This is a genomic window from Paenibacillus sp. ALE2 (assembly GCF_054113385.1).
In genome coordinates, this window is record NZ_CM134213.1 from 5139843 (window position 1) to 5152145 (window position 12303).

The window sequence follows — 12303 nt, forward strand, 5'->3', positions numbered from 1 at the left end:
TAAACACCCCTGTTTCCTCTCATCAAAAATCAATGCATAGAACGCCGCAACCATTTTTGCATAAATCCTTTGATTCCACTCAATGCACCTGGTTGTGGAACCTGTGGCATTGCTGCAAAACGGTGTGCCAGATTCAGTACATCTTTTGAAGCCGCGCATCCCGGAAAAGCAACCATAAAAGGTACTTGTCTTTTGACTGCCTGCATGACATGAGTATCATCACTGATATGTCCAAGCAGCGGGATTTCGATCTCCAAAAAGCGTTTCGCAACAAGTGCGATCTTATCGGCAACTTGACGGGCCTCATTATCGTTATCGGCACGATTGACTATAATTTTGAATACCGTATCTTTCTGCAACCCGTTGACGACTTTAATTAGTGCATACGCATCTGTTAAAGACGTCGGTTCTGGGGTGGTTACTACCATACATTCGTCAGCTGAAGTGATGAATTTAAGATTTTCTTTGGATAAACCTGCACCTGTATCAAAAAGAATATAATCCATGTCTGCTGCCATTTTTTCTACTTCTTCGGCAAAATAATTCAGATTCTCATCTGATAACGCAAACAGTTCGCTTAAGCCTGAGCCTCCAGCAATATAAGGCAAACCACCTATACCCGTTTGAATAATCTCATCAATTGATCTTTCACGTTTTAACAAGTGAAGAAGATTGTATTGTGAATGGGCCCCCATCAACACATCAATATTAGCCATACCGATGTCAGCATCAAACACAAGTACCTTTCGACCAAGAGATTGCAGGGCCAATGCAAAGTTCAGCGTAAAATTGGATTTGCCCACCCCGCCTTTACCACTGGTGATCGTTATAATTTTTGCGTGACGATTACGTGGGGGTAATCGATACTTATCCAAGGATGAAGCCATTTGTCTAAGTGACTGGGCTTGATCACTCATATGGAATCTCCGTTAACTCCTGACGATACTTTGGCTCCAAGCAGCATATTTGTCACCATTTCTGCATCGGGATGAAGCAGGTCGTCAGGAACATTTTGTCCATTCGTAATATAGGCCAACTGCATCGGAAACTGGTGCAAAAGATTGAACATTCCGCCACAACTGCCCGTCTCATCCATCTTGGTAAATACAACCTTCCCAAGACCAAACTTACTGAAATGTCCAGTTATATTGAGCATATCCCTGCTTTTGGATGTCAGGCTGAGTACCAGATACGTCTCACTTTCATTAATAGGTGAGAGCAGACTTTGCAGTTCTGATACAAGCAGTTCATTACGATAATTTCGCCCTGCAGTATCCATGAGGATCAAGTCACAATGCTCCAGACGTTGAATAGCCCTTTGGACGTCACCGGGAGATTGCACAACTTCAAGCGGTACATTCAAAATCGTAGCATATGTACGCAGTTGCTCGACGGCTGAAATCCGGTACGTGTCAGAAGTAATAAATCCAACTTTGCGATGATGTTTGAACAACTGTTCCGCTGCCAACTTCGCAATGGTTGTCGTTTTTCCTACTCCGGTAGGTCCTGCAACATACACAATTTTGGTATCTTGGGAGATCCCTTTATCCAGTCTTGTCTGTATAAAACTGGTCACTTCCTCACGAAAGGCTTGTTCCCAATCAAAAGTTTCAGGCGCAAAAGGGTGCTCACTTCGACGCACATGTACCTGTTCGATCCAGTATTCCAGTAAATCACGTTCCACTTCCTGTTCCAACACATGCTCACAGATCTCATGTAGCGCCTCAGGCCAAGTACTTTCCATTGAAGAGTTTCTGGAGAATCGAGTCATCATCGCTTTCATTTCCCGCAATTCATTAAGCAATGCCTGATTTTCCTCAGCTCCACTCTTGTCTGGAACACTTGCTTCGATTGGCCGTTTATGCAGCTCACTGGATGATTTCAGGTTCGAAAGCAATACTTCTTGATCAAATGCCTGAGATAGAGTCTCTAGGTTATTAGCAGACCTTGGCGACAAATGCTCCGTTGCTGATGCAACTTGTTCTGTATTAACCGTTAAATCAGCTTGTTCTTCTTTGGAACTACCGGTTATCTGTTGTGTAACCCGCCGATAAGCTTCTGGAGCTGCTTGTCTGGGGACTACAGGTACTGATGGTTTTTCCAGCTTCTCAGGGGTGTTCATTAGAGGCGAAGCAGCCCGGGCAAGCTGGTGTGACGAGCGTTCAGTCCGCCGAGGCTTTTGAGGTTGCTGCTCCTCAACTGCAGCAACCACTTCAATTTTCTTTTTACTGAACATCCCCATAAAACCGCCGACCTTCACTTCCTTGGTACTTAAAATGACGGCATCTGTTCCTAAGTCACCCCTGATTTGCAGCATGGCTTCTGGCATGGTATCCACTAGATATCGTTTCACTCTCATAAGTTCACCACCCCGACACTTTGAATTTCAACGTTCGGCTCCAGCTCACTGTACGACAGCACCGGGACATCCTGCATCGTCCGCTCCATCACTTGCCGCAAATACATACGTATTGTCGGTGACGTTAACACAATAGGCTGCTGTCCCGATTGAATAAGACGGTTGATTTGCTCCATCATCCTTTGATACACCGTTTGCGTTGACACCGGATCAAGAGCCAAATAGCTACCTTGCTCCGACTGCTGCACGCTCTCAGCAATTTTCTTCTCCAATCCTGGTCCCACGGTAATAACACGCAACGTTTCTCCCTGCTGTGCAAATTGCTGCGTAATCTGACGTGATAACGCTTGACGAACATATTCAGTCAGCACGTCTGGATCTTTTGTATAAGTACCATAGTCAGCCAGCGTCTCGAATATAGTCACCATATCGCGAATAGAGATTTTTTCTTTCAACAGCTTGGCCAGCACTTTTTGTACGTCCCCAATCGCAAGCACAGAAGGAATAAGGTCGTCCACCAGCACTGGATAATTCTCCTTGAGATTGTCAACCAGCGAACGTGTTTCCTGTCTGCCAAGCAACTCATGGGCATGCTTCTTGATCGTCTCTGTTAGATGAGTAGCTACAACTGAAGGTGGATCAACCACTGTATAACCTGACAGTTCAGCAACATCCTTCGTGTTCTCGTCAATCCAGAGCGCAGGCAATCCGAAGGCCGGTTCTGTCGTTTCAATCCCTGTAATGGAGTCGTCGTCGTATCCCGGACTCATAGCCAGATAATGATTCAACAACAGTTCTCCACCGCCTACTGTATTGCCTTTAATTTTAATTACATATTCGTTAGGCTTGAGCTGAATGTTATCCCGAATACGAATAACCGGTACAACCAACCCCAGCTCCAAGGCGCATTGACGGCGAATCATAATAATCCGATCCAGTAGATCACCGCCTTGCTGTGTATCCGCCAACGGAATCAACCCGTACCCAAACTCAAATTCAATCGGATCTACTTGAAGCAAATTAATGACACTTTCCGGACTACGCACCTCTTCGATTTGTTGCTCCTCCTCCAGCTGTTCATCAGCAATTTGCTTGCGTTCCATATTGCCCTGCATTCTTCGGGCTGCAAAAAACAATAGAATCGCAAGTGGAAGAGTTGTAATAATATGAATAGGTGTGAAAAGGCCCAATAATGCAATGGTGGCAGCCACTATGTAGATCAATTTTGGATATGAAAAGAGCTGTCCGGTTAAATCTTCTGCCAAGTTGCCATCCGACGTAGCCCGCGTAACAATCAAGCCTGAAGCCGTGGATATGAGCAGCGCGGGAATCTGGCTGACCAATCCATCACCGATCGTGAGAACAGAATACGTTGACAGCGCTTCTTGAAATCCTTTTCCCTGAACGGCCATACCGATAATAAAGCCGCCCACCAGGTTAATGATCAAAATGATAATACTGGCGATCGCATCGCCTTTAACGAATTTACTCGCACCATCCATAGCTCCGTAAAAATCCGCTTCCCGTTCGATTTTACTGCGTCGTTCACGGGCTTGCTGCTCATTAATTAGACCTGCATTCAAATCAGCATCAATACTCATTTGTTTACCTGGCATCGCATCCAATGTAAACCGGGCGCCCACCTCTGCTACCCGCTCCGATCCTTTGGTAATAACAATGAACTGTACGACCACAAGAATGAGGAAGACAACAAAGCCGACGGCAATTTGGCCGCCTGCAATCCAGCTACCAAACGTAGCAACTACTTCGCCGGCATGACCCTCACCTAAAATAAGTTTGGTCGTAGAAATGTTGAGCGCCAAACGAAACAACGTTGTAATGAGCAGCAATGAAGGAAAGATAGAGAACTGTAAAGCTTCCTTCGTGTTCATTGAAACAAGTAGAATCATCAAAGCAATAGAAATATTAATGACGAGCAGAATATCCAGCAGCCATGAAGGGATCGGGAGAATCATCATAAGAACGATACCGATGACGCCTGCAAGGACGGTTATTTCTTTTATTTTCACGGGTCTCTTGGCCTCCGATCCCTTTATTTCACTTTACCTTTTAATTTATATACATACGCCAGCACTTCAGCAACGGCCTGAAAAAGATCAGCTGGTATCGCATCCCCGATTTCGGCTCTTTGAAACAGCGCCCGCGCCAGCGGCTTGTTTTCCATCGTTATAACGCCGTTTTGCTTGGCAATTTCCTTAATTCGGAGCGCGACATAATCTTGTCCTTTCGCAATAATCTGCGGCGCCTCCATCTCCGAACCGTCATATTTCAAAGCCACAGCAAAGTGCGTAGGGTTGGTGATGATGACATCTGCATTAGGAACCTCCTGCATCATGCGCTGCATAGCCATACGGCGCTGCCGCTCGCGAATTTTCCCTTTGATCAGCGGGTCACCCTCCATTTTCTTGTACTCATCTTTGATGTCCTGTTTGGACATTTTCAGATTTTTCTCATGCTCATAACGTTGATACATATAATCCAATATTGCTAAAATGAACAGCACCACACCAATTTTGAGTCCCAGTTCCATTGTTAATGAAGCCGTAAAACTCAACATCTGGTCGCCGGACATCTCAGCCAGTTTGGGTAGGTCAGCCTTTGTTTTCCAAAGTACGCTGTACACCAGATAACCAATTACGGTCATTTTTAAAACAGATTTCAGGAATTCAACTAATGACCTCATGGAAAAAATATTTTTGAATCCTTTAATCGGGTCAATCTTGCTAAACTTGGGTGTAATGCCCTCTCCGGTTAATAAAAAACCGATCTGCATGTAATTCGCTGCGATCCCGATGACAATGGCACCCACAAAAATAGGAGCCAGCATAATCAAGATTTGCACACCATACTCACCCATCATCAGTAGCGTTGTATTCGGTGTTACTTCCATAGACAGCCGATTCACAAAAATATCCCGAAACAAGCGGACCGCATGATCCTTAAAATACCCGCCGAAAATCATGAGGCAAAAAAACGTAACTAGCAGGACACCAGCAGCGGGCAACTCCATGCTCTTGGCAACCTGCCCTTTTTGTCTTGCATCCTGTTTCTTCTTGGGTGTAGCTTTTTCCGTTTTTTCCCCTGAGAACAACTGCAGGTTCATAGCATATTTAAATGACAAACTACGTTCCTCCAGACCAGACATTAAGGACGATTACCCATAACATCCAACAAGTTGCGCATGGATTCGAACATCACAGAAAACAATCTTTCGAATATAAAAGCAAAACCTGGCATAAGAAGCAGTAACATGAACAATCCCACAATTATTTTTAGCGGCACGCCAATGACAAAAATATTAAATTGCGGTGCTGTTTTAGCTAAAAAACCGAGTCCCACATCCGTTAAAAAGGTAGCTACTACAATGGGAGCAGCAATTTGAAAGGCCAGCATAAACGATTCCGCAAAAGAACGTACCAGGAATTCAGTTACACTGCCACCATACAGCTTTATAAAAAAATCATTTGTCAGCGGTACCCAATCATAACTGTATAAAATAGCGTTTAGCAGATGATGGTGCCCGTTTATGCTCAAAAAGAACAATACAGCTATGGCGAACTTGAAATTACCCGTAAGAGGCGTTGAAGCCCCTGTCATGGGATCAAATACACTGGCCATTCCGAATCCCACCTGTAGGTCTATAAATGAACCTGCAGTTTGGATCGCTGTCATGAACAAATATGCAGTAAATCCCAGCAACAACCCAATCAGCACCTCACGCCCTACTAACAGCACATATGCTACATCGGTCGGCACCTGTTGATGCGTACCATATGTAAGATACACGACCAAAGCTAGAAATCCTGAAATTCCGACCTTAAAGATATTAGGTACCCCTCGGGTTGAAAAAATAGGCGCTACTACAAAAAACGAGGTAATCCGACAAAAAATCAGCAAAAAAACAGGAAAACTCTGCAACAATATGTTCATCACTTTCAGCCTAACCTATATATTTGTACAGATTGTCCAGAATGTTATACGTAAAGTCCACTAATGTGGTCAATATCCAGGGCCCGAACAAAAGCAATGCCAGCAATACGGCGACAATCTTCGGAACAAAGGCCAGTGTCTGCTCCTGAATTTGAGTTGTCGCTTGAAAAATACTAATGATCAAACCCACGACTAGCCCCAAAATCAGCATCGGAGCACTCACCTTGAGTACAATGTACACCGCTTGCCCAGCCAGGGAAATAATAAACTCCGAAGTCATTGCCGTCCTCCTTGATTGCTGTCCTTGCAGAAAGTATTCATGTATTAAAACTCAGAAGTAATGATTTGACGACCAAATACCAACCATCTACAAGTACGAAGAGCAGTATTTTAAAAGGAAGCGAGATCATTACTGGTGGTAGCATCATCATCCCCATAGCCATGAGTGTACTGGACACTACAATGTCTATAACTAAAAAGGGTATGAAAATCATAAAGCCCATCTGAAATGCCGTTTTCAACTCACTGATTGCATAAGCCGGAACCATCACCGTTAGTGGAATATCTTGATAATTCTTTGGTTTTTCCATCTTGGTGTATTTCATAAAGAGCAGTAGATCCTTCTCACGTGTATGAGAGAACATAAAGGTCTTAATGGGTACCGATGCCTTATCCAGTGCCTGAGACTGTGTTATATCCCCCTTGAGATACGGCTGAAGCGCAGTTTCGTTCATAGCGGAGAAGGTCGGTGCCATAATAAATAAAGTGAGAAACAAGGCCAGTCCGACAAGCACCTGATTGGGCGGCATCTGCTGAGTTCCCAGTGAAGTTCGCACAAAGCCAAGTACAATCACGATACGCGTAAAACTTGTCATAAGTACAAGCAACGCGGGCGCTACACTAATGACAGTAATAAGTAAAATAATAGACAGCGAGGTGGCACCGGGCTGTCCTTTGTCCGAATTGCCGACTTGAATATCAATGTTCGGAATCGGTTCCGCAGAGGCCGCCGTCACCGAAATGAAGCTGAATAAGACAAGCAGCAAACATGCTAGTATAATCTTTTTTCTCATGAATCTCCCGACCGATCTGTAGTATTCTCCTCATTGCGCAGCTTTTCAAGTTTATCCTTGCGATTCGGCATCTGCCGGAGCTTGGATTCAAACATCTCATGAAAAGACGTCTCCTCTTCAGACTGCTGCTGCTGTGCCGCGTTGTTCCGGCGAAGCTTATCCGCAATTTTAGCGAATAGCGGGGCAATCGGGCCGCGCTGCAGAGAAGCTTCCTGCTCCAGTGCGGCCAAAATTTGCTCCACTTCTTCAGGATCGGATACTTTGTCAATAAGCCGGATATCTTCTCCCACACCAATGAGGTACACACTGCTACCAACTTCAACAAGCTGAAGGGATTTATTGGGGCCAAGCCCCACGCCTCCCAGTATGCGAACGGAGCGGTTGCTGAACCAGCTCTGATTTCTTTTACTCAAAAACCGTATCAAGTACACGATCAGTACGATGATAAAGATTAGCACGAAAAGGACCCAAGCAATGTTTCCTATATTGCTGGATGTACTCAAAGCGTCAGAGGCACCCTGTTGTGTATCCATACTGGATGCGCCTTACACACCCAGTGTTTTGTTGATGGCTTCGATAACCCGATCCGATTGGAATGGCTTAACGATAAAATCTTTTGCACCAGCTTGAATGGCATCAATTACCATAGCTTGCTGCCCCATCGCGGAACACATGATAACCTTTGCATTCGGGTCAATTTGTTTGATTTCCTTCAGAGCGGCAATGCCGTCCATCTCAGGCATCGTGATATCCATCGTAATCAGGTCCGGACGAAGCTCCTTGAATTTTTCAATGGCCTGTGATCCATCCTGGGCCTCTCCTACTACTTCAAATCCATTTTTGGACAGGATGTCCCGAATCATCATTCTCATAAATGCAGCATCGTCCACGATCAAAATACGGTTTGCCATCTGAAATAAATCCTCCCTAAATTATGCTTTTATTGTAATTTTTGAATTCGGTCCCATTGGCTTACAATATCCGTTACACGCACGCCAAAGTTCTCGTCGATTACGACAACCTCGCCCTTGGCAATCAGTTTGTTGTTAACCATAATGTCCACCGGCTCCCCGGCAAGCTTGTCCAGTTCAATAATTGAACCTTGTGAGAGCTCCAGAATATCTTTAATTTGCTTTTGGGTCCTTCCTAATTCTACGGTGACTCTAAGGGGAATGTCCATCAATAAATTTAAATTGTTTTCATCCACTTGCGGAAATCCACCGGACTGCAAGTTAGAAAATTGTACAGGCTGCACATTTACATTGCGCCCTGACGGTACGGCTCCGTAATGATGAGGCGTTCCATAAGGCACTTGCGGCGGTACACCTGCTGGCATTCCATAACCCGGCGTTCCATACCCTGGAGCGCCCTGCTGCCCATATCCCGGGTCTTGAGGATACATCGGCGGTTGTTGCCCATAGCCTGCATCTTGCGGCACCTGCGCGGCTGCAGGCGGCTGTTGGTAGGCTGGTGCAGACGGCGGTTGCGGAGTGCTAGCTTGTGTCGGCGCTTCGGGAGCAGCTGTTGCAGCTGCCTGCTGTGCGGACGCTTGCGGTTGCTCGTCATCCTCTCCGCCATTCATTAAGATGCTCACCATCTTTTTGGCGAAATTAACAGGTAACAGTTGCATCAGTGTAGAGTCAATCAGATCTCCAATCAATAACCGGAAGGATACTGTAATCAGCGTCTCTTCATCTGGCAGGCTGGATACTCCATCACCGTGCAGAGGATCCAAAATATCAATCCCTGGTGGAGAGATATTAACAAAACGATTAAACATGGTAGACATAGAGGTCGCAGACGATCCCATCATCTGGTTCATCGCTTCCTGCACAGCACTGATGTGAATTTCATTCAATTCTTCATCTGCCGGATTTCCTCCACCACCAAGCATTAAATCCGCTATAACCTGCGCATCACGCTTTTTAATTACGAGCGAGTTAATGCCTTCAAATCCATCGACATAATTTACATGTACGGCTACGTGCGGCTTTGGAAATGCAGTTTCAAATTCAGAACGTGTAATAATTGAAACTTTAGGTGTCGTAATATCCACCTTTTGACCGAGCAGTGTGGAAAGAGCCGTAGCTGCGCTGCCGAACGTTATATTACCGATTTCCCCGAGAGCATCTTGCTCCAGGGAAGTCAGAAAATCGTCAACGGTCTTGCCTGCGGGAGTAGAATCCGTCCCCGCTTCAGACTGTTTCAGCAAGGCATCAATTTCCTCCTGGGACAAATAGTCTTTACTCGTCAATTTCTTCAACTCCTTCGTTGACAATTTCATCAATTTGTACGGCAACACGATCTCTTACCATGCCGGGACTTCCCATAAACTTCAATCTCTCGCCTACCCGGATGGATAGTCCTTCTTTGACTGGCTTGTTCAATGAAATGACATCCCCTACCGAAAGGCCCAAAAACTCAGCTACATTTATCCGGGATTCACCCAACTCCGCAATAATAGGAAGCTCTGCTTTGGTGACCCGTAATCTCAAGGCGTCTATCTCTTCAGGCGCCCTTGATTTCTTTTCGGATGTAAACCACTGGTGCGTGGACAGTCTGGCCATAATAGGTTCCAATACCACGTGCGGGATACAGAGGTTAATCATCCCTGTGGTATCACCAATTTTGGTGCTAAGCGAAATCAGAGCAATCGTCTCATTCGGCGAAACAATCTGCATGAACTGCGGATTTGTTTCCATAGCCTCTAGACGTGGTTCAATGTCCAGTACCGTTTTCCAAGCCTCTTGCAGGCTATCAAAGGTACGGCTGAAAATTCGCTCCATGATCGTCGTCTCGATTTCGGTCAATGCGGTAACCTTAGTTGGTGCCGAACCTGTTCCTCCGAGAAGCCTGTCCAGCATGGCATAAGCTACGTTCGGGTGAACCTCAAGCACCATTCGGCCTTCCAGTGGTTCAGCTTCAAAAATGTTTAGAATGGTCATTTTCGGAATGGAGCGAATGAATTCATCATATGGAAGCTGCTCCACCTGAACGACATTAATTTGGACAAAAGTACGAAGCTGTGCTGAAAAATAAGTGGTCAGATACCGGGCAAAGTTCTCGTGTATCCGCGTCAGACTTCGTATATGGTCCTTGGAAAACCTAAGCGCTCTCTTGAAATCATAAGCGCGAACTTTCTTTTGGGTTTCTTCCTTTTTGAGTTCTTCCGCATCCATTTCACCGGACGAGAGAGCTGCTAAAAGGGCATCAATTTCCCCTTGTGACAGTACATCCACCAATGTTATTCACCCCCTTACGTGTTCCTGACAAGATCACCTGGAATCAAATGGCTGCCAGCAAAAAGTCTGTAATTTTGGCGTTCCCCAGGTGACCTTCAGGGAGCGACTTGTTGATGAGATCCGTCAGCTTGTCACTGAACTGATCCCGGCCTTTAGCCGTTCTGAGCTCATCAGGTTTGGTGTCTGCAAGTAATTGAATAACGATGGGCTTAATACTGATGTCCTTAATTTTTTCAAAAGCTTCTTTTGCTTTGGCATCATTCAATTGAAAAGCAAGATTCATCTGCACAATGTAATCTGCGTCTGCCAAATTCGTTTTGATACCGGTAATTTCAGAGCTTACTTCCACCAATTCATCTGCTGACAATCTTGGAAGTTGTTCTGCTTGAGCGGCTTGCGCATTCGGTATGACTTCCGACTTCTTCCCGCTAAGCGCTGGTATAAGTACAAAGGCCGCGCCTGCAATCAAAGTAATCGCGAGTAAAATTGTAATGAGCCATGGCAGCATCTTCTTCATTCGTCTTCCTCCATTTGTTGCACTTTTATCGTGGCGGCATGCATGCCGATTTCACGGCTGTAACTCTTGATCAAGGAGACGACATCTGCCGCTTTTTCCAATACAATCAACCGTTTCCCCGTCACCAAAGTGACGTATGTATCCGGTGTTTCCTCCACAGTCTCAATGAGCAGCGCATTAAGCCACATAGGCGAGCCGTTCAGCCGCGTTAACGGGATCATCGTAACACCAACCTCCTGATAGGTGCGGAGGAGCCTCTACTCCTCCGCGTTTAAATGAGATTATCGTTTCAAGTTTACAACTTCCTGAAGCACTTCATCCGAAGTCGTAATGATACGTGAGTTCGCTTGGAATCCACGCTGAGCTACGATCATTTCGGTAAATTCGCCTGTCAGGTCAACGTTGGACATTTCCAGCTGACCCGCGATGATAGCTCCACGCCCCTCTGAGTTGGCTGCTCCAGGCTCAAGTTCATCAATGTTGGAGTTGACCGTTGTACGATACAGGCTGCCTCCAATTTTCTCCAAACCTTCCGGGTTAGTAACTCTGGCTATACCAATTTGCGTGCCATTATTCACTGTACCATCATCTAATTGCTGTACAATCGTGCCATCCTGTGAGATAGAGACTGCCGTAACATTGTCTTCAAGTGTGATTGGATCTCCATCCAAATTTCCCACAAAAAATCCATCGGAAGTCACCAGATTCCGGTTTGCATCTATGTGGAAATCACCCGCACGAGTCAGATAGGGAACTTCCTGTGCATCATTCATTTTGACCAGGAAAAATCCGTCACCATTAATCCGCAAATCCGTTGGGTTATTCGTGGTCATCGCACTACCTGGAAGATGCAGTGTATCAATTGAGCTAACCGAGACCCCCAAACCTACCTGCTTGGCATTTTGACCTGCAGTTGTCGTAGCATCAGGTGCACTTGCGCCCGAGCTGGTTTGGCTCAAAATATCCTTGAACATCACTCGGCTGGACTTGAAGCCTGTAGTATTTACGTTTGCAATGTTGTTACCGATAACGTCCAGCTTTGTTTGAAAGCCCTTCATGCCCGATACACCTGAATACATTGATCTCAACATTGAGTATAAATCCTCCTCTGATTGGTTGCTTAGTTGGCCGCATCAGTCGATCCGCGGCTTTTTCATGGCT

At 45.6% G+C, this 12303-nt stretch carries 14 protein-coding genes; all 14 read right to left on the reverse strand.

Annotation, left to right across the window (positions count from 1 at the left end; translation table 11 throughout):
- Positions 1-29: 29 nt before the first annotated feature.
- Genes ACXHJ1_RS21985 through flgF form a run of 14 tightly spaced genes read right to left on the reverse strand, consistent with a single transcriptional unit; the run spans position 30 to position 12233 of the window.
- Complete coding sequence (locus ACXHJ1_RS21985; protein ID WP_044785607.1) at positions 30-917, reverse strand: MinD/ParA family protein; 888 nt, start codon at positions 915-917, stop codon at positions 30-32.
- Positions 914-2359 carry a flagellar biosynthesis protein FlhF gene (gene flhF / locus ACXHJ1_RS21990; protein WP_257126941.1) on the reverse strand — a complete coding sequence of 482 codons (1446 nt, stop codon included), beginning with the start codon at positions 2357-2359 and terminating at the stop codon, positions 914-916. Before flhF ends, ACXHJ1_RS21985 begins: the two co-directional genes overlap by 4 nt.
- Positions 2356-4389, reverse strand: a complete 2034-nt coding sequence (gene flhA, locus ACXHJ1_RS21995; RefSeq protein WP_016820963.1) for a flagellar biosynthesis protein FlhA — start codon at positions 4387-4389, stop codon at positions 2356-2358. Before flhA ends, flhF begins: the two co-directional genes overlap by 4 nt.
- Positions 4390-4412: 23 nt before the next feature.
- Complete coding sequence (gene flhB, locus ACXHJ1_RS22000) at positions 4413-5525, reverse strand: flagellar biosynthesis protein FlhB (RefSeq protein ID WP_019686992.1); 1113 nt, start codon at positions 5523-5525, stop codon at positions 4413-4415.
- Positions 5525-6310, reverse strand: a complete 786-nt coding sequence (gene fliR / locus ACXHJ1_RS22005; protein WP_029514992.1) for a flagellar biosynthetic protein FliR — start codon at positions 6308-6310, stop codon at positions 5525-5527. Before fliR ends, flhB begins: the two co-directional genes overlap by 1 nt.
- A gap of 10 nt (positions 6311-6320) precedes the next feature.
- On the reverse strand, positions 6321-6590 hold the full coding sequence (gene fliQ / locus ACXHJ1_RS22010; RefSeq protein ID WP_007430038.1) for a flagellar biosynthesis protein FliQ: 270 nt from the start codon (positions 6588-6590) through the stop codon (positions 6321-6323).
- Between the two features lie 37 nt (positions 6591-6627).
- The gene (gene fliP, locus ACXHJ1_RS22015) at positions 6628-7383 is read right to left on the reverse strand and encodes a flagellar type III secretion system pore protein FliP (protein ID WP_013309901.1); all 756 of its coding nucleotides are present in this window, start codon (positions 7381-7383) and stop codon (positions 6628-6630) included.
- Entirely contained in the window at positions 7380-7916 is a 537-nt protein-coding gene (locus ACXHJ1_RS22020) for a flagellar biosynthetic protein FliO (RefSeq protein ID WP_107734241.1), read from the reverse strand. Before ACXHJ1_RS22020 ends, fliP begins: the two co-directional genes overlap by 4 nt.
- A gap of 12 nt (positions 7917-7928) precedes the next feature.
- Positions 7929-8294, reverse strand: coding sequence for a response regulator (locus ACXHJ1_RS22025; RefSeq protein ID WP_013370687.1), 366 nt, complete (start codon positions 8292-8294; stop codon positions 7929-7931).
- A gap of 29 nt (positions 8295-8323) precedes the next feature.
- Positions 8324-9637: a flagellar motor switch phosphatase FliY gene (gene fliY, locus ACXHJ1_RS22030; protein WP_457905221.1), complete on the reverse strand. Its 1314-nt coding sequence runs from the start codon at positions 9635-9637 to the stop codon at positions 8324-8326.
- On the reverse strand, positions 9627-10625 hold the full coding sequence (gene fliM / locus ACXHJ1_RS22035; protein WP_016820956.1) for a flagellar motor switch protein FliM: 999 nt from the start codon (positions 10623-10625) through the stop codon (positions 9627-9629). Before fliM ends, fliY begins: the two co-directional genes overlap by 11 nt.
- Before the next feature lie 43 nt (positions 10626-10668).
- Positions 10669-11142, reverse strand: coding sequence for a flagellar basal body-associated FliL family protein (locus tag ACXHJ1_RS22040; RefSeq protein ID WP_013370684.1), 474 nt, complete (start codon positions 11140-11142; stop codon positions 10669-10671).
- Positions 11139-11363, reverse strand: coding sequence for a flagellar FlbD family protein (locus ACXHJ1_RS22045; RefSeq protein WP_013370683.1), 225 nt, complete (start codon positions 11361-11363; stop codon positions 11139-11141). The genes ACXHJ1_RS22040 and ACXHJ1_RS22045 overlap by 4 nt, the downstream gene beginning before the upstream one ends.
- A 60-nt stretch (positions 11364-11423) precedes the next feature.
- Entirely contained in the window at positions 11424-12233 is an 810-nt protein-coding gene (flgF, locus tag ACXHJ1_RS22050) for a flagellar basal-body rod protein FlgF (RefSeq protein WP_016820955.1), read from the reverse strand.
- Between the last annotated feature and the right edge of the window lie 70 nt (positions 12234-12303).

Excerpts from the sequence above, each read along its gene's own strand:
- ACXHJ1_RS21985 (WP_044785607.1), bottom strand. The coding sequence starts at position 917 with ATGAGTGATCAAGCCCAGTCACTTAGACAAATGGCTTCATCCTTGGAT.
- flhF (WP_257126941.1), bottom strand. The coding sequence starts at position 2,359 with ATGAGAGTGAAACGATATCTAGTGGATACCATGCCAGAAGCCATGCTG.
- flhB (WP_019686992.1), bottom strand. The coding sequence starts at position 5,525 with ATGTCTGGTCTGGAGGAACGTAGTTTGTCATTTAAATATGCTATGAAC.
- fliR (WP_029514992.1), bottom strand. The coding sequence starts at position 6,310 with ATGAACATATTGTTGCAGAGTTTTCCTGTTTTTTTGCTGATTTTTTGT.
- fliQ (WP_007430038.1), bottom strand. The coding sequence starts at position 6,590 with ATGACTTCGGAGTTTATTATTTCCCTGGCTGGGCAAGCGGTGTACATT.
- fliP (WP_013309901.1), bottom strand. The coding sequence starts at position 7,383 with ATGAGAAAAAAGATTATACTAGCATGTTTGCTGCTTGTCTTATTCAGC.
- ACXHJ1_RS22020 (WP_107734241.1), bottom strand. The coding sequence starts at position 7,916 with ATGGATACACAACAGGGTGCCTCTGACGCTTTGAGTACATCCAGCAAT.
- ACXHJ1_RS22025 (WP_013370687.1), bottom strand. The coding sequence starts at position 8,294 with ATGGCAAACCGTATTTTGATCGTGGACGATGCTGCATTTATGAGAATG.
- ACXHJ1_RS22040 (WP_013370684.1), bottom strand. The coding sequence starts at position 11,142 with ATGAAGAAGATGCTGCCATGGCTCATTACAATTTTACTCGCGATTACT.
- ACXHJ1_RS22045 (WP_013370683.1), bottom strand. The coding sequence starts at position 11,363 with ATGATCCCGTTAACGCGGCTGAACGGCTCGCCTATGTGGCTTAATGCG.
- flgF (WP_016820955.1), bottom strand. The coding sequence starts at position 12,233 with ATGTTGAGATCAATGTATTCAGGTGTATCGGGCATGAAGGGCTTTCAA.